This is a genomic window from Nioella ostreopsis (assembly GCF_004000255.1).
Lineage (GTDB): Bacteria > Pseudomonadota > Alphaproteobacteria > Rhodobacterales > Rhodobacteraceae > Nioella > Nioella ostreopsis.
Window position 1 is genome coordinate 29,034 of the sequence record NZ_RCIQ01000011.1, and the last position, 16,316, is coordinate 45,349.

13 protein-coding genes are annotated in these 16,316 nt (G+C 60.2%); 8 read left to right on the forward strand and 5 right to left on the reverse strand.

Going from position 1 to position 16,316, the window contains the following annotated elements:
• The first annotated feature begins 105 nt into the window (after positions 1-105).
• Both hrcA and EP237_RS12470 read left to right on the forward strand, forming a co-directional pair.
• On the forward strand, positions 106-1,170 hold the full coding sequence (gene hrcA, locus EP237_RS12465) for a heat-inducible transcriptional repressor HrcA (protein WP_127561232.1): 1,065 nt from the start codon (positions 106-108) through the stop codon (positions 1,168-1,170).
• A gap of 10 nt (positions 1,171-1,180) precedes the next feature.
• Positions 1,181-1,756 (forward strand): nucleotide exchange factor GrpE, encoded by a 576-nt coding sequence (locus tag EP237_RS12470; protein ID WP_127561233.1) that lies wholly within the window; start codon positions 1,181-1,183, stop codon positions 1,754-1,756.
• A gap of 102 nt (positions 1,757-1,858) precedes the next feature.
• Here the strand turns inward: EP237_RS12470 and mutS are convergent, their stop codons facing one another.
• Positions 1,859-4,498 (reverse strand): DNA mismatch repair protein MutS, encoded by a 2,640-nt coding sequence (gene mutS / locus EP237_RS12475; protein ID WP_127561234.1) that lies wholly within the window; start codon positions 4,496-4,498, stop codon positions 1,859-1,861.
• 131 nt (positions 4,499-4,629) lie between these two features.
• Between mutS and EP237_RS12480 the strand changes: the two genes are divergently transcribed.
• Positions 4,630-6,891 (forward strand): NADP-dependent malic enzyme, encoded by a 2,262-nt coding sequence (locus tag EP237_RS12480; RefSeq protein WP_127561235.1) that lies wholly within the window; start codon positions 4,630-4,632, stop codon positions 6,889-6,891.
• Between the two features lie 60 nt (positions 6,892-6,951).
• Here the strand turns inward: EP237_RS12480 and dnaJ are convergent, their stop codons facing one another.
• Both dnaJ and dnaK read right to left on the reverse strand, forming a co-directional pair.
• Complete coding sequence (gene dnaJ, locus EP237_RS12485; RefSeq protein WP_127561236.1) at positions 6,952-8,100, reverse strand: molecular chaperone DnaJ; 1,149 nt, start codon at positions 8,098-8,100, stop codon at positions 6,952-6,954.
• A 79-nt stretch (positions 8,101-8,179) separates the two neighbouring features.
• Positions 8,180-10,093 carry a molecular chaperone DnaK gene (gene dnaK / locus EP237_RS12490; protein ID WP_127561237.1) on the reverse strand — a complete coding sequence of 638 codons (1,914 nt, stop codon included), beginning with the start codon at positions 10,091-10,093 and terminating at the stop codon, positions 8,180-8,182.
• 213 nt (positions 10,094-10,306) lie between these two features.
• Between dnaK and EP237_RS12495 the strand changes: the two genes are divergently transcribed.
• A complete protein-coding gene (locus EP237_RS12495; RefSeq protein ID WP_127561238.1) occupies positions 10,307-10,909 on the forward strand; it encodes an alpha-ketoglutarate-dependent dioxygenase AlkB family protein in 603 nt (200 codons plus the stop codon).
• On the opposite strand, the gene EP237_RS12500 is transcribed toward EP237_RS12495, so the two are convergent.
• Positions 10,906-11,526 carry an SH3 domain-containing protein gene (locus EP237_RS12500; RefSeq protein ID WP_127561239.1) on the reverse strand — a complete coding sequence of 207 codons (621 nt, stop codon included), beginning with the start codon at positions 11,524-11,526 and terminating at the stop codon, positions 10,906-10,908. The two genes, EP237_RS12495 and EP237_RS12500, sit on opposite strands and share 4 nt — an antisense overlap.
• Positions 11,523-12,347 carry an ABC transporter permease gene (locus tag EP237_RS12505; RefSeq protein WP_127561240.1) on the reverse strand — a complete coding sequence of 275 codons (825 nt, stop codon included), beginning with the start codon at positions 12,345-12,347 and terminating at the stop codon, positions 11,523-11,525. The genes EP237_RS12500 and EP237_RS12505 overlap by 4 nt, the downstream gene beginning before the upstream one ends.
• A 133-nt stretch (positions 12,348-12,480) precedes the next feature.
• Between EP237_RS12505 and cysQ the strand changes: the two genes are divergently transcribed.
• The 4 genes from cysQ to galU all read left to right on the forward strand — a co-directional run bounded on the left by cysQ (position 12,481) and on the right by galU (position 16,314).
• Positions 12,481-13,278, forward strand: coding sequence for a 3'(2'),5'-bisphosphate nucleotidase CysQ (gene cysQ, locus EP237_RS12510; protein WP_127561241.1), 798 nt, complete (start codon positions 12,481-12,483; stop codon positions 13,276-13,278).
• Positions 13,279-14,079, forward strand: coding sequence for a 3-deoxy-manno-octulosonate cytidylyltransferase (locus EP237_RS12515; protein WP_127561242.1), 801 nt, complete (start codon positions 13,279-13,281; stop codon positions 14,077-14,079).
• Entirely contained in the window at positions 14,076-15,320 is a 1,245-nt protein-coding gene (locus EP237_RS12520; RefSeq protein WP_164744697.1) for a glycosyltransferase family 2 protein, read from the forward strand. Before EP237_RS12515 ends, EP237_RS12520 begins: the two co-directional genes overlap by 4 nt.
• Positions 15,321-15,423: 103 nt before the next feature.
• Positions 15,424-16,314: a UTP--glucose-1-phosphate uridylyltransferase GalU gene (gene galU, locus EP237_RS12525; RefSeq protein ID WP_127561343.1), complete on the forward strand. Its 891-nt coding sequence runs from the start codon at positions 15,424-15,426 to the stop codon at positions 16,312-16,314.
• Positions 16,315-16,316: the final 2 nt, after the last annotated feature.

Here is a 16,316-nt window from a genome sequence, read left to right on the forward strand (position 1 = left end):
TCGCTTGGGGATGGGGATAGTCCCTCCCCCCTGCGACACGCAACCCCGATTGACCTTCTGCCGCCGCCGCCGCTTAATGTTTCTGACCTGATTGCACAGAAGACGATGCCAGAAACCGCAAATATGCTAGCCGAGATGAACGAACGCTCCCGCGAGGTCTTTCGCCGGGTGGTCGAAGGGTATCTGGAAACCGGCGCGCCTATGGGGTCGCGCACGTTGACACGAACGCTGTCTGAAAAGGTGTCGGCGGCCACGATCCGAAACGTCATGCAGGACCTTGAGTTCCTTGGCCTGCTTGACAGCCCGCATGTGTCCGCGGGTCGGATTCCCACGGAACTGGGGCTGCGCATGTTCGTCGATGGTCTGCTGGAAGTCGGCGATCTGACTATGGCCGACCGCGAAAAGCTGGAGGCGACGGTTGGCGGCAACAATACGGATGTGGCGCATAAGCTGGATCTGCTCGGCTCGGCCCTGTCAGGCGTGACGCAGGGCGCTAGCCTCGTCCTGGCCCCCAAGCACGAGGCACCGATCAAGCATATCGAGTTCGTGCAGTTGGCCTCCAACAAGGCGCTGGTCGTGCTGGTGTTTGCCGATGGACATGTGGAGAACCGGATTTTCACGCCGCCGCCGGGGCAAACCCCAAGTTCGATGCGAGAAGCCGCGAATTTCCTGAATGCACTGGCGGAAGGGAAGACCGTTACCGAGATCCGCCGTCTTATGGAAACCGAGGTGCGGGAACGACGGCAGGAGATCGATCAACTTGCACAGGAGCTGATCGAAAGCGGCGCCGCGATCTGGGAAAACGAAGGCGCCCGAACGGAGCGCCTGATTGTCCGGGGCCGGTCACATCTGCTGGAGTCGGGGGGCGAATCCGAAGAGATGGAGCGTATTCGGACGCTGTTCGATGACCTCGAACGCAAGCGGGATATCACCGAATTTCTGGAACTGACCGAAACCGGGGATGGTGTGCGCATTTTTATCGGGTCCGAGAACAAACTTTTCTCACTTTCGGGTTCCTCTCTGGTGGTTTCCCCATATATGAACGCGGATCGAAAGATCATCGGCGCGGTCGGTGTAATCGGGCCCACGCGGCTCAATTACGGGCGGATCGTTCCGATTGTGGATTACACGGCACAACTGGTCGGAAAGCTGATTTCGGACCAGTCATAAGAGGTTTGAGATGGCAGACCCCAAGGAAGAGATGTTCCTGGACGACCCTGATGCGCTGGAGGCCGAAATGGACGCCGCGCTGGAAGATGAAGAGCAGGAAGAGTTTTCTGCCGCAGCGTTGGAGCTCGATGCGCTGCGCGCCGAACGGGACGAGCTGAAGGACCGCCTGCTGCGGACTCTGGCGGAATCCGAAAACGTGCGCAAACGTGCGGATCGGGATCGGCGCGAAGCAGAGCATTACGGCAGCACAAGGCTGGCCCGCGATCTGCTGCCGGTATACGACAACCTGCAGCGCGCGCTGGAAGCGGCGAACAAGGAAGAGAATGAGGTTGCAGCAGCCGTGATCGAAGGGGTCGAACTGACCCTGCGCGAGTTGCTGAACGTCTTTTCGAAGCACGGTGTAACACCGATCGTTCCGGAAAATGGCGACGTGTTCAATCCGAATGAACATGAAGCGATGTTCGAGGCCCCGGTGCCCGGCACCAAGGCGGGCCAGATCATCCAGGTGATGGCCGTTGGCTTCCTGCTGAATGACCGCTTGCTGCGCCCGGCGCAGGTGGGAGTCTCTTCCACTCCGGCGTCGTAAAGGCGGAGAGGACGGGAGCGAGGGGCCAGCCCCTCGCGCTCCCCGAGGTATTTTGGCCAAGATGAAAGGGGCGCGGACAATTTTAGATGAATTGTCGGCGCTTCACTCTTTTTCCAGCATCTTGAGTTCGTAGATCAGGTCGAGCGCCTCTTTCGGTGTCAGCATGTCGGGATGAATGCCTTTCAGCCTGTCTGTGACCGCTGAGGGCTTCACCGCCTGAGGGGCAGGGGACGGGGTGGCTGAAAAGAGCGGCAGATCGTCGATCAGCGCTTTCTGACGGTCACCGCCTTCGCGTTCGCCCTTTTCCAGCGCATCCAGAACATCGTGGGCGCGCGCCACCACTGATGCGGGCAAGCCTGCCAGTTTCGCCACCTGCACACCGTAGCTGCGGTCGGCGGCACCGGGGCGCACCTCGTGCAGGAAAATCACGTCGCCTTCCCATTCGCGGACGGCGACGGTGGCGTTTTTGACGCCCTCCATCCGGTCGGCGAGGCTGGTCATCTCGTGGTAATGGGTGGCGAAGAGGGCGCGGCAGCGGTTTACCTCGTGCAGATGTTCCAAGGTGGCCCATGCGATGGAAAGACCGTCATAGGTGGCGGTTCCGCGTCCGATCTCGTCAAGGATCACCAGCGCACGGTCATCGGCCTGATTGAGGATCGCAGCGGTTTCTACCATCTCGACCATGAAGGTCGATCGTCCCCGCGCCAGATCGTCGGATGCACCAACGCGGCTGAAGACCTGACTGACAAGCCCGATCCTCGCGGACCTCGCCGGCACGAAGCTGCCCATCTGGGCGAGGATCGCAATCAGCGCGTTCTGACGCAGATAGGTCGATTTACCGGCCATGTTCGGTCCTGTCAGCAGGGTCAATGATGCGGCATTGGCGTCGGCGGTCAGATCGCAATCATTGGCAATGAAGGGTTCGCCGTCCTTCTGCAAGGCGCGTTCCACGACAGGGTGACGCCCGGCTTCGACGATGAAATCCCGGCTATTGTCGATCTGGGGGCGGACCCAGTTTTCGGACCGGGCGAGATGCGCGAGAGCTGCGGTCAGATCAATCTCGGACAGGGCCGCTGCCGCGGCTCCGATTTTTTCGTTTCGGGTCAAAATCGCCTGTTTTAGAGACTGAAACAGGGCCTTCTCGATCTCCAAGGCCCGGTTGCCAGCGTTCAGGATCTTTGTTTCGATCTCGGACAAGTCCACTGTCGTGAACCGCACCTGATTGGCCGTGGTCTGTCGGTGAATGAAGGTTTCGGACAAAGGTGGCGACAGCATCTTCTGTGCATGGGTCGAGGTGGTTTCGATGAAATATCCCAGCACGTTGTTGTGCTTGATCTTCAGCGATTGAATACCGGTCTGCTTGGCATAGTCGGCCTGCATCTTTCCGATGATGCCGCGCCCCTCGTCTCGTAGCTGCCGCGTTTCGTCCAGGTCCTTGTCATAGCCCGGCGCTATGAACCCACCGTCGCGCGCAAGAAGAGGCGGGTCCGCGATCAGAGCTGACTCGAGCTGATCCATCAGGTCTTCATGCCCGGATAGCGCGCCCACGGCACGGGCAAGACCTTTCGGAAGGTCTCGATCCTTCAAAGTTTGGTGCAGCCGGGCTGCCTCGGCCAGGCCGTTTCTGATGGCAGTAAGATCGCGCGGGCCGCCACGGTCGAGCCCGAGACGTGACAAGGCGCGGTCCATGTCGGGCACCTTGCGAAGTGTTTCGCGCAGGGTGTCGCAAAGGCGCGAGTCCTCCACACATGTCTCCACGGCCTCCAACCGCTCGGTAATCACGGGGATCTGGGTCGAGGGGCTGGACAGGCGGTGTTCCAGAAGACGCGCGCCGCCTGCGGTCAGGGTTTTGTCGATGGTGGCAAGAAGCGACCCGGAGCGCCCGCCATTCATGGAGGCTGTCAGTTCCAGATTGCGCCGGGTGGCCGCGTCGATCTGCATCATCCGCTGCGCCAGGGTTCGAGACGGCGGTCGGAGAAGTGGCAGTTTGCCTTTCTGCGTAATCTCCAGATAGTCGACTATCGCACCCATTGCAGCCAGGTCGGGGCGGGCAAAAGCACCGAAAGACTCGAGCGATTTCACCTGAAACAGAGACTGAATCCGCCGTTCCGCCGACCCGCTGTCGAAGCTGGAGGGTGACAGTGGGGTGACGGGAATCTCTGCCTCTTCGATCACTGACAGAACGTCATCCTTGACACCATCCGCAACCAGAATTTCCCGAGGGGACAGCCGGGCAAGTTCCGGGGCAAGCCGCACCAGCGGGCAGGGCATCACGTGAAACGCACCCGTGGAAATATCGGTCCAGGCCAGCGCGGCCTCTCCCCTGATATCGGCATAGGCAGCAAGGTAGTTGTGGTGCCGTGCCTCAAGCAGTGTGTCCTCGGTCAGGGTGCCAGGCGTGACCAGCCGAACCACGGACCTGTGGACCACTGCTTTCGATCCGCGCTTCTTCGCTTCGGATGGGTCTTCCATCTGTTCACAGACCGCAACGCGAAACCCCTTGCGGATCAGCGTCAGGAAATACCCTTCGGCAGAATGGGCTGGCACACCGCACATGGGGATGTCTTCGCCCAGATGCTTGCCGCGTTTCGTCAGCGCGATATCCAGCGCCTCGGCTGCCGCAACGGCATCGTCGAAAAACATCTCGTAAAAGTCGCCCATCCTGTAAAACAGCAGCGCGTCGCGGTTTTGCGCTTTGATCTCCAGGAATTGCGCCATCATCGGCGTCACTTGTGCGGTCATCGACATCCCCCTGCCTGCGCCGTCACAGTACAAATTGCGCGGACCGGGTGAAAGGCCGCAAACTGCTTGGTTGTGACGTTGGGGCAATCGCTCTAAGACAATCTGGCTGGAAAAACGGAGACCGACCGAAAATGTCGAACAAGACCAAAGTCACACGCGAAGAGGCCTTGGCCTATCACCTGGAACCGCGTCCGGGGAAAATCGACATTCAGGCCTCGACCGCGATGACCACGCAGCGCGACCTGAGCCTCGCTTATTCGCCCGGTGTGGCGGTTCCGTGCGAGGCCATCGCCGAGAACCCGGAACTGGCCTATGACTACACCACCAAAGGCAACATGGTGGCGGTGATTTCCAACGGCACGGCGGTGCTGGGCTTGGGGAACCTCGGGGCGCTGGCGTCCAAGCCGGTGATGGAAGGCAAGGCGGTGCTGTTCAAGCGCTTTGCCGACGTCAATTCCATTGATATCGAGCTGGACACCGAAGACCCGACCGAATTCATCAATGCGGTCAAGCTGATGGGCCCGAGCTTTGGCGGCATCAACCTTGAGGATATCAAGGCGCCTGAATGCTTCATCATTGAACAGCAATTGAAAGAGATCATGGACATTCCGGTGTTCCATGACGACCAGCACGGCACCGCGGTGATCTGTGCGGCGGGCCTGATCAACGCGCTGCATCTGTCGAACAAGAAAATCGAGGATGTGAAGATCGTGCTGAACGGCGCTGGCGCTGCCGGGATCGCCTGCCTCGAACTGCTGAAATCCATGGGCGCGCGGCACGAAAACTGCATCATGTGCGACACCAAGGGCGTGATCTATCAGGGCCGCTCTGAAGGCATGAACCAGTGGAAATCGGCCCATGCGGTGAAGACCGAAGCGCGCACGCTGGAAGATGCGATGAAGGGCTGCGACGTGTTCCTTGGTGTATCTGCCAAGGGTGCCGTGACGCAGGACATGGTTCTGTCCATGGCCGATAACCCGGTGATCTTCGCCATGGCGAACCCCGACCCGGAAATCACGCCGGAAGAGGCGCATGAGGTGCGGGTGGATGCCATCGTCGCCACGGGCCGCAGCGACTACCCAAACCAGGTGAACAACGTTCTGGGCTTTCCCTACCTGTTCCGTGGGGCGCTGGACATTCACGCGCGCGCCATCAATGACGAGATGAAGATCGCCTGTGCCGAGGCGCTGGCCGCACTGGCGCGAGAGGATGTGCCGGACGAGGTCGCCATGGCCTATGGCCGCAAACTGTCCTTCGGGCGCGATTACATCATCCCGACGCCGTTTGACCCCCGGCTGATCTACACGATCCCGCCCGCCGTGGCGAAGGCCGGGATGGAAACCGGCGTGGCGCGGCGGCCGATCATCGACCTCGATGCCTATGCGCAGACCCTGAATGCGCGGATGGATCCGACGGCCTCGGTTCTGCGCGGCATCAACGCGCGGGCCCGTGCGGCACAGGCGAGGATGATCTTTGCGGAAGGCGATGATGTGCGCGTTCTGCGCGCTGCGGTGGCCTATCAGCGCAACGGCATGGGCAAGGCCATTGTCGTAGGTCGCGAACAAGATGTGAAACAGAAGCTGGAAAGCGTCGGTCTCTCCGATGCGGTACGCGAGCTGCAGATCGTGAACGCGGCGAATACGCCCCATCTCGATACCTACAAGTCCTTCCTCTACGACCGGTTGCAGCGAAAGGGCTTTGACCGCACCGATATTCACCGGCTGGCCGCCCGCGACAGGCATGTGTTTTCGTCCCTGATGCTGGCCCATGGCCATGGGGATGGGCTGGTGACCGGGGCCACCCGCAAATCGGCGCATGTTCTGGGGCTGATCGGGCATGTCTTCGATGCGCGGGCGCAGGATGGTGCGGTCGGGGTCACGGTTCTGATGAACAAGGGCAAGATCGTGCTGATCGGGGATACGTTGGTCCACGAATGGCCCGAGGCAGAGGATCTGGCCCTTATCGCGCAGCGCGGTGCAACCGTGGCGCGTGGGTTGGGGATCGAGCCGCGTGTGGCCTTCGTCAGCTTCTCGACCTACGGCTATCCGGTGTCGGAACGGGCCGAGAAGATGCACCTTGCGCCAGAGGTTCTGGACAAATGGGGCGTGGATTTCGAATACGATGGCGAAATGACCGTCGATGTGGCCCTGAACCGCGAAGTCATGGCGCAGTATCCGTTCACCCGCCTGTCCGGTCCCGCGAATGTGCTGGTGGTGCCGGCGCGGCATTCGGCGTCGATCTCGGTCAAGCTGATGCAGGAAATGGCTGGAGCGACCGTGATCGGCCCGATCCTGACCGGGCTGGAACACCCTGTGCAGATCTGTTCGACGGGCTCGACCTCGAACGACATCCTGAACATGGCCGCGATGGCTGCCAGCCGGATCGGTCACTGAATGGAAAAGGCCCGCGAGATTGTCTCTCGCGGGCCTGTTTCGTCTCTAAACCGGGCGAAATCAGCTTGTCATGCCGTCCCAGAAATTCTTGACCTTGTCGAAAAAGCCCGTGGCATTCGGGTTGTTCGACTTGGCGCAGGACTCCTCGAACTGGCGCAGCAGGTCTTTCTGCTCGCTCGTCAGCTTGACCGGGGTTTCCACGGCCAGTTCGATATACATGTCGCCCTGACCAGTGCCGCGTAGGGCGGGCATGCCCTTGGACCGCAGGCGCATCTGCCGACCGGATTGCGAGCCCTCTGGCACCTTCACCCGGCTGCGGCCACCGTCGATCGTGGGCACCTCGATCTCGCCTCCCAAGGCGGCCTTGGTCATCGACACGGGCACCCGGCAGAACAGGTCAAGCCCGTCGCGTTGGAAGATCGTGTGATCCTGCACTTCGATGAAGATATAGAGATCACCCGGAGGTCCGCCACGCAGCCCGGCCTCGCCCTCGCCCGACAGGCGAATGCGGGTGCCTGTTTCGACACCGGCGGGGATGTTGACCGACAGGGCCTTTTCCTTCTCGGTCCGGCCCGATCCACCGCAGACACGGCAGGGGTTTTTCACGATCTGGCCAGCACCCGAACAGGTGGGGCAGGTGCGTTCAACGGTAAAGAAGCCCTGCTGTGCGCGCACCTTGCCCATGCCCGAACAGGTGGGGCAGGTCTGGGGCTCGGCCCCGCCTTCCGCGCCGCTGCCGCTGCATTCACCGCAGGCGACAGAGGTGGGAACGGTGATCGCTTTTTGCAGGCCGGAATAAGCCTCTTCCAGCGAAATTCGCAGGTTATAGCGCAGGTCGGACCCGCGCGTGGCCCTGTTGCGGGCACCACCGCGCTGACCGCCCATGAAGTCGCCGAACAGGTCTTCGAACACATCTGAAAAGGCACTGGCGAAATCGCCCTGACCCCGGCCGCCACCCGCACGCGGGCCGCCGCCCATGCCGCCATCGAATGCCGCGTGACCGTAGCGGTCATAGGCGGCCTTCTTGTCGGCATCCTTCAGCACTTCGTAGGCTTCGTTGATTTCCTTGAACTGAGCTTCGGCATCCGGATTATCCGCGTTGCGGTCCGGGTGCAGTTCCTTGGCCTTCTTGCGGTAGGCCTTTTTCAGCTCTTCCGCCGAGGCCCCCTTGGAGGCCCCGAGAACCTCGTAATAGTCGCGTTTTGCCATTTGGATTGCTGCCTTCCTCAAACGCGCAGACCGGCCAAGGGGTGTCCTCAGCCGGTCGCACGTGGGTCAGTTCACGCGATCACGACCGACGGTCGTTGTCGAGGTCCTCGAAATCCGCGTCCACGATGTCATCATCGACGCCACCGGGTTCGTCCACACCGTCCGGTGCGTCTTCGCCAGCTTCCTCGGCCTGGGCCTTGTAGATGGCTTCACCCAGCTTCATCGCGGCTTCGGTGACGTTCTGGATGCCGCCCTTGATCTTGGCCGCGTCTTCGGATTCAAGCGTTTCTTCCAGCGCCTTGATCGCCAGTTCGATGGCTTCGATGGTGGTCGGGTCAACCTTGTCACCATGTTCTTCCATCGACTTCTGGGTCGAGTGGATCAGGCTTTCGGCCTGGTTCTTCGCTTCGACCAGCTCCTTGCGGCTCTTGTCGGCCTCGGCGTTCTCCTCGGCTTCGCGCACCATGCGGTCGATGTCCTCATCGGACAGGCCACCGGATGCCTGGATGGTGATCTGCTGTTCCTTGCCGGTGCCCTTGTCCTTGGCACCGACCGATACGATGCCGTTGGCGTCGATGTCGAAGGTCACTTCGATCTGGGGCATGCCACGCGGTGCGGGCGGGATGTTTTCAAGGTTGAATTGGCCCAGCATCTTGTTGTCGGCAGCCATTTCCCGTTCACCCTGGAACACGCGGATGGTTACGGCGTTCTGGTTGTCTTCCGCGGTCGAGAAGATCTGCGACTTCTTGGTCGGGATCGTCGTGTTGCGGTCGATTAGGCGGGTAAAGACACCACCGAGCGTTTCGATGCCGAGCGACAGCGGGGTCACATCCAGCAGAACCACGTCCTTGACGTCGCCTTGCAGAACACCGGCCTGAATGGCGGCACCCAGGGCAACGACTTCGTCAGGGTTCACACCCTTGTGCGGTTCTTTGCCGAAGAAGCTCGACACTTCCGAGATCACCTTGGGCATGCGGGTCATACCGCCGACCAGGACGATTTCGTCGATCTCGCCCTTGGACAGGCCAGCATCCTTCAGCGCGGCCTGACAGGGCTTGAGCGACGCCTTGATCAGATCACCCACCAGCGATTCCAGCTTGGCGCGGGTCAGTTTCATGACCATGTGCAACGGCGCGCCGTCCTTGCCCATCGAGATGAAGGGCTGGTTGATTTCGGTCTGGGTGGCGGACGACAGCTCGATCTTGGCTTTCTCGGCGGCCTCTTTCAGACGCTGAAGGGCCATCTTGTCCTTGGACAGATCGACGCCGTGTTCCTTTTTGAACTCGTCCGCCAGGTAGTTGACGATGCGCATGTCGAAATCTTCACCGCCAAGGAACGTGTCCCCGTTGGTGGACTTCACTTCGAACAGGCCGTCGTCAATCTCCAGAATGGTGATGTCGAAGGTACCGCCGCCAAGGTCATAGACCGCGATGGTCTTGCTGTCCTTCTTGTCCAGGCCATAGGCAAGAGCAGCCGCGGTCGGTTCGTTGATGATCCGCAGCACTTCGAGGCCCGCGATCTTGCCGGCGTCCTTGGTGGCCTGACGCTGGGCGTCGTTGAAATAGGCGGGCACGGTGATGACGGCTTGCGTCACTTCCTCGCCAAGATAGCTCTCGGCGGTTTCCTTCATCTTGCCCAGGATCAGCGCGGACACCTGGCTGGGGCTGTACTTCTCGCCCTTCACCTCGACCCACGCGTCGCCATTGCCACCGTCAACGATGGAATAGGGCACCAGTTTCTTGTCCTTCTCGACCGCGGGGTCGCCCACGCGGCGGCCGATCAGTCGCTTAACGGCGAAGATGGTGTTGTCGGGGTTGGTAACGGCCTGCCGCTTTGCGGCCTGACCGACCAGTTTTTCGTCATCGGTGTAGCCGACGATCGAAGGAGTCGTGCGCGCACCTTCCGAGTTCTCGATAACGCGGGGCTGCGATCCGTCCATGATGGCAACACAGGAGTTCGTGGTGCCGAGGTCGATACCAATCACTTTGGCCATGTCTTTGTCTTTCCTTCTTCAAGGCGATGTTGCAGGGGGCGGGTCCGATTGCGGCCCCCGGCCCCTTATCCCAATCTGGCCGGAGAGTGCCCCGACCAAGCTTCGGAGGGTATATAAGTGGGGGTTCCGGCCGCTGCAAGCATGGCAAAGCGTTGAAATGGACGGAATCTGACTCAGGTTCCATTCGTGGAAGAGATTAAGAGAGGCGCGCCCATGAACAAGCTGCAGATTCAGGGCTTCGATATCTATCCCGACCACCTGTCGCCCGATGCGCAGGTGCAGATGGTGGCGGATATCCGAAAGGTTGTTCAAGCGGCGCCGCTGTTTCACCCCGTAACCCCGCGCGGGCAGCAGATGTCGGTGCGCATGACGTCTGCGGGCCGGGTCGGCTGGGTCAGTGACAGACGGGGCTACCGCTATGAAGAGCGCCACCCCGATGGTGGTAAATGGCCTCTGATTCCAGACAGTGTTCTTTCGGTGTGGCAGGGTCTGTCGGCGACTGACCGGACGCCGGATTGCTGTCTGATCAACTTCTATGGCGAAGGCACCCGTATGGGGCTGCATCAGGACAGGGACGAGCAGGATTTCAGCCAGCCTGTCCTGTCCATCTCACTCGGGGATGAGGCGCTGTTTCGCATGGGCAATGTCGAGCGTGGGGGAGCGACCAGGTCTGTCTGGTTGCGATCCGGGGATGTCGTGGTGATGGGCGGTGAAGCGCGGCTGCGCCATCACGGGATTGATCGGATACGATTTGGCTCCTCCCCGCTCTTGCCGAACGGGGGGAGGATCAATCTGACCTTGCGGGTGGTCGATTAGCGCGACAGCGAACAGCAGCCTTCCAGCAGCTCGGACCCTTGAGGGGACGTGCGCAGGAAATGGGCGATGATGCCGTAGTCCCGATCGCTCATGCCATCCGAACAGATGCCGCGGCGGATGAATGCCGTCATTCTGGAATTGCCGCTGTCCAGCACCATGCCGAAGGCCTGCGGCCCTCTGGCAGAGGCGGTCCCGCTCCATAATTCTGCGAAGGGTTCCGGGGCTGCCATCGCCACGCTGTTGAAATTACCGCCGCCGATCAGGCGCTCATAACTCCAGAACGGTTCGGTGCCATGACAGAATAGCGGTGCCGGAAGGCCCGCGTTCCAGTCCGGCCCCATTCGGCTGAGAAACCGCATCGAGGACCAGCCAGAGGTTTCGCCGATAATGACGCGGCCCCATCGGCGATCTTCGGTGGTGCCCACAACCTCGACATGGGTCTGGTTCGGGGCGAAGGACCCGATGATCTGATGGTTCACACCGGGTCCGGACCGCACGTTCAGCACGTCTGTCGCGGCAACGCCGGTCACGCGGTAAAGCGCGGGGTAGTCATGTACCTGAGCGGCCACTGCATGGCCAAGAAACACAAGGAATAGGGATAAAATCAGTTTTTTCATCGTCCTGCCGTCCAGCTCGCGGAAACCCGTTTCCGGGTATAGAAATCGCCCATGAGCCCCAGCATCACGAGGGCGATGGTGAAATAGATTGGGTAGTGCCAATTTGTGTGATGCGGGAAGTAATTGTTAAAGGCAAAGCCGCGCGCCTGGTCGATCAGGTGAAACAGCGGGTTCCACGTGAACCAGGGTAGCATCATCGCCGGCAATGCGTTTGCAACGAACATTTTGCCGGACGCGATCATGTTTGCACGGGTGTAGACGCTTTGCAGGATCCCGATCAAATCAGGGAACCAGGGCTTTAGGTTCATGAAAATAAGCCCGACCGCGCAGCCGGATGCCCATGATAGCAGATACATGAAGATCACGCCCGACCAGTCATGAATGACCAGCCCGTCAAAGATCGTGTGAATCCCCAGCAGGATCACGCAGAGCGACAGCGTCTGGATATACAGGGCAGACAGGGCGGACGAGACGATGGCCACGATCGTGTTCATCGGCGCGTGCAGCATCATGGCCGAGGTCGGACCCTCTGCCCCCATGACGGCACCGAGGGCCTTGATATGGGTCAGATAGAGGAAGATTCCGGTCACGAGGTAGATCAAGAAGTCCCCCCGGATCATCATGCTGCGCGTGCCCAGAACCGTGAACATGAAGTAGAAGGCCACGACGAACAGGATCGCCTGAAGCATGCTCATGAGCAGGGCCATGATGGCATTGCCATGCGACTGCCGGACCTTTCGAACCGTGGACGTATATGTCAGTTCAGCCAGACTAAGCAGAATGGCGAAGGTCGATTTGCGTCTGGAATGACCGAACTGCATGCGTGTACCGAAATGTTATCTGCCCGAACGCCAGGCCCCCGTCTTTGTCGCAGGGATACCTTGCTCAATTCTTGTTAGGCGACGATAACGGCAAAAAGTGGTTTTTTCAATGAAACTCCCAAGGAGGAACGGGATGGATTTCCCCAGTATCGAGAAAGTCTTCCGCACCCTGGCATTGCAGGCAGGTGATCGAATCATGGAGATTTACAATGCCGATGATTTCGAGGTGAAAGCAAAGTCGGACGAAAGCCCGGTGACCGAGGCTGATGAGGCCGCCGATGCCCTGATCTCGGCCGGGATCAGATCGGCTTTCCCGGACATGGTTCTTGTGACCGAGGAACAGGCAGCGAGTCACGGGCAATCCGCCAGCAGTTTCATCATCGTCGATCCGCTGGACGGCACCAAGGAATTCATCAAGCGTCGTGGCGATTTCACGGTGAACATCGCCCTGGTGCAGGATGGTGTGCCAACTCGCGGGGTGGTCTATGCGCCAGCCAAGGGACGGTTGTTCTATACGGAGGCCGATGGTCGATCCGTCGAGGAATCCGGGCCTTTCGACATCGACACGAAGGGCGATGTGACCCCTGTTTCAGTCTCTGAACCTGATAATTCGGCTCTTCTTGTGGTCGCATCGAAGTCGCATCGTGATGCCGCGACCGATGCCTATATTGGCAAGTACAGCGTTGAAGACATGAAGAGCGCGGGGTCATCCCTCAAGTTCTGTCTGGTCGCGACGGGCGAGGCCGATCTCTACCCGCGTCTTGGCCGCACGATGGAATGGGACACGGCAGCGGGTGACGCGGTTCTGCGGGGTGCCGGAGGGCATGTGATCCGGTTCGACGATCACACGCCCTTTACCTATGGTAAACCCGGATATGAGAACCCGTTCTTTATCGCTCACGCCCCGGGCGTCGATCTCAAGGCAGGCTGAATGACCACTGTTTGCATCATACCCGCACGCTATGCGTCGACCCGTTATCCCGGCAAGCCGCTGGCAGAACTGAAGGGCGCAACCGGCATTTCCCGCAGTCTGATCGAACGCAGCTGGCTGGCTGCGCAAGAAGTTGATGGCGTGGACGCGGTCTATGTGGCGACGGACGATGATAGAATTCGCACGGCGGCAGAGGCGTTCGGGGCCGAGGTGCTGATGACATCGGACAGCTGCCGAAACGGCACCGAACGCTGTGCCGAGGCGCTGGGCATGCTGGGCGATGACGTGGACATGGTGGTGAACCTTCAAGGGGATGCACCGCTGACGCCCGCCTGGTTTCTGGAGGAATTGATCAACGGGCTGAAAGCCGCCCCCGATGCGGCCCTTGCCACCCCGGTTCTGTGCTGTGACGGGGAAACCCATTCGGCACTTATGGCCGACCGGCATGCAGGGCGCGTTGGCGGTACGACGGCGGTCTTCGACGCCAATCGCCATGCGCTCTATTTCTCGAAAGAGGTCATCCCCTATACGGGCCGAATCTATCAGCGCGATGAACCGACACCGGTGTTCCACCATGTTGGCGTCTATGCCTACCGGCCCGATGCCTTGTCGGCCTACCCGACCTGGCCGGTTGGCGCACTGGAAACGCTGGAAGGGCTGGAACAGCTTCGATTCCTTGAAAACGGCCACAACGTTCTGTGTGTCGAGGTTGAGGCGCGAGGCCGCAAGTTCTGGGAGCTCAACAACCCGGAAGACGTGCCGAGAATAGAGACCATGCTGGCCGAGATGGGGGCGCCTTGACAGACTGCCCGCCCGTCAGCGTCGTCGTCGTCAGCCACGGGCGCCCCGCCTTGTTGCGCAGGGCTTTGATCGGGATCGGGCAGGTGTTCTATCGGCCCTTCGAGCTGGTCGTCGTGGCCGATGCGGCGGGTCTTGAAGCCATTTCCGACCTGCCCTTTGCCGACCGAATCAAGACAGCATTGCAGGACATCCCCAATATCTCTGCTGCACGCAATGCCGGGCTGGCACTGTCTTCCGGCCAGATCGTGGCATTCATCGACGATGATGCGGTGCCAGAGCCAACATGGCTGACTCATCTCGTTTCCCCTTTGTTAGACACTGATATTGCCGCCGCGACAGGCACTGTTCTGGGGCGGAACGGCATCAGCGTTCAATGGGCCAATCGTGTCGTTGACCAGCTTGGAAGAGCGTTCCCTGCGCCCCCGGGTCCATTGCCGGAAGGTCGCGCTGTCAAGCTGGAAGGCACCAATATGGCGATCCGCCGGGAGGTGGTCCTTGCGCTTGGAGGGTTCGACGAAAGGTTCGCGTTCTACCTTGATGAAACAGATCTTGCCTATCGTCTGATGCGCGCCGGTTACCGGGTCGTTCATGCGCCGTCTGCCACCGTTCACCATGGATACGCCGCCAGTGAACGCCGCACCGGGGACCGCGTCCCGCTCAGCCTGTTCGAGATCGGTCAAAGCAGCATGCACTATCTGCAGAAGCATGCCACCGGCGACGAGGTGGCAGAGGGCCTCACAGCGATCAGGGCGGAACAATCCGCACGGGTCGAACGACTGGTGAACTCCGGCGCATTGACCGTGCAGGCCGGGGCCAAGCTGCTTGACGGGTTTGAAGCCGGGCTGGACGCAGGCAGAACGCTGTCCGTATCTTCATTTGAAGCGAGCGGAACCAGCCCCGCCTTTCAGCCGCTTCTGTCCGCGCCCGCCCCGGATCCGGCTTTGTTGACGGGACGGTGGTTTTCGCGCCGCCGCTTGCAAGAGTGGGCGCAATCGCTTGCGCAAGATGGCAGGTCGGTCACCTTGATGATCTTCGATCATACCATGCGGGCGCATCGGGTGGTCTTCACCCCTCAAGGCTACTGGCTGCAAAGTGGCGGTTTGTTCGGAAGATCGTCAAGAAATCAGCGGCTTTTCATGATCTGGTCACTTGGTAGGCGCATAAGGTCCGAAGTCGAAAGGCTAAAAAAAATTCGCTGGATTTCCGATGCCCCTGAATGCGATACCGACGAGGTGTCATGAGGTGTCATAAAGAGAGCGTTCAAAGGAACGAAGTTTGCCGCGATTGGCCAGTATTATGGGATCTGGCGGCAGACAATCACGTTCCAACCTGTTGGAGACGAAGATGAAGAAAGTAACCAAAGCGATTTTTCCGGTGGCAGGACTAGGTACGCGCTTCTTGCCAGCGACCAAATCCATTCCGAAAGAGATCATGACGCTCGTCGACCGCCCGTTGATCCAGTATGCGATCGATGAAGCGCGGGCAGCGGGCATAAAGGAGTTCATCTTCGTTACCTCCCGCGGGAAAAGCGCGCTTGAGGATTATTTCGACATCGCGCCAGAGCTGGAAAGCACGTTGCGCAAGAAGGGCAAGACCGAGCTGTTGCAGACGCTGAAGTCCACCAACATGGATTCCGGCCAGATCGCCTATATCCGCCAGAACAAGGCCATGGGCCTGGGCCACGCCGTGTGGTGCGCGCGGCGTTTGCTGGGGAACGAGCCTTTCGCGGTTATTCTGCCTGACGACGTGATCGCCGCGGAAAAGCCCTGCCTGCAACAGATGATCGAGGCGCATGAGGAAACTGGTGGCAACATGGTCGCCGCGATGGAGGTTCCGCCCGAGATGACATCGTCTTACGGGGTGCTCGACATCCGCGACGACATGGGATCGGTCGTATCGGTCAAGGGCATGGTCGAAAAGCCGGACATCCAGGACGCCCCGTCGAATCTGGCGGTTATTGGCCGGTATATCCTGACGCCGGACATTATGCGCAATCTTAACCGTGCAAAATCGGGCGCAGGCGGAGAGATTCAGCTGACCGACGCGATTGCCGAGGAGATCAAGGCATCGGACAACGTTTATGGCTTCCGTTTCCGCGGTCAGCGCTATGATTGCGGGTCCAAGGCAGGATTCTTGCAGGCGACGGTTGCCTTCGGTCTGGCACGAGACGATCTGCGCGACGAATTTTCCCAGTTTCTCGACCATATGTCGGCGACGAAGAACGCAGCCCAGTAACC

Bases quoted from the DNA above. Each gene is read 5' to 3' on its own strand.
- EP237_RS12515 (WP_127561242.1), top strand. From the start codon at position 13,279: ATGACCACTGTTTGCATCATACCCGCACGCTATGCGTCGACCCGTTAT.
- mutS (WP_127561234.1), bottom strand. From the start codon at position 4,498: ATGACCGCACAAGTGACGCCGATGATGGCGCAATTCCTGGAGATCAAA.
- EP237_RS12470 (WP_127561233.1), top strand. From the start codon at position 1,181: ATGGCAGACCCCAAGGAAGAGATGTTCCTGGACGACCCTGATGCGCTG.
- EP237_RS12505 (WP_127561240.1), bottom strand. From the start codon at position 12,347: ATGCAGTTCGGTCATTCCAGACGCAAATCGACCTTCGCCATTCTGCTT.
- hrcA (WP_127561232.1), top strand. From the start codon at position 106: ATGCCAGAAACCGCAAATATGCTAGCCGAGATGAACGAACGCTCCCGC.
- EP237_RS12495 (WP_127561238.1), top strand. From the start codon at position 10,307: ATGAACAAGCTGCAGATTCAGGGCTTCGATATCTATCCCGACCACCTG.
- dnaK (WP_127561237.1), bottom strand. From the start codon at position 10,093: ATGGCCAAAGTGATTGGTATCGACCTCGGCACCACGAACTCCTGTGTT.
- cysQ (WP_127561241.1), top strand. From the start codon at position 12,481: ATGGATTTCCCCAGTATCGAGAAAGTCTTCCGCACCCTGGCATTGCAG.
- EP237_RS12500 (WP_127561239.1), bottom strand. From the start codon at position 11,526: ATGAAAAAACTGATTTTATCCCTATTCCTTGTGTTTCTTGGCCATGCA.
- EP237_RS12480 (WP_127561235.1), top strand. From the start codon at position 4,630: ATGTCGAACAAGACCAAAGTCACACGCGAAGAGGCCTTGGCCTATCAC.
- dnaJ (WP_127561236.1), bottom strand. From the start codon at position 8,100: ATGGCAAAACGCGACTATTACGAGGTTCTCGGGGCCTCCAAGGGGGCC.
- galU (WP_127561343.1), top strand. From the start codon at position 15,424: ATGAAGAAAGTAACCAAAGCGATTTTTCCGGTGGCAGGACTAGGTACG.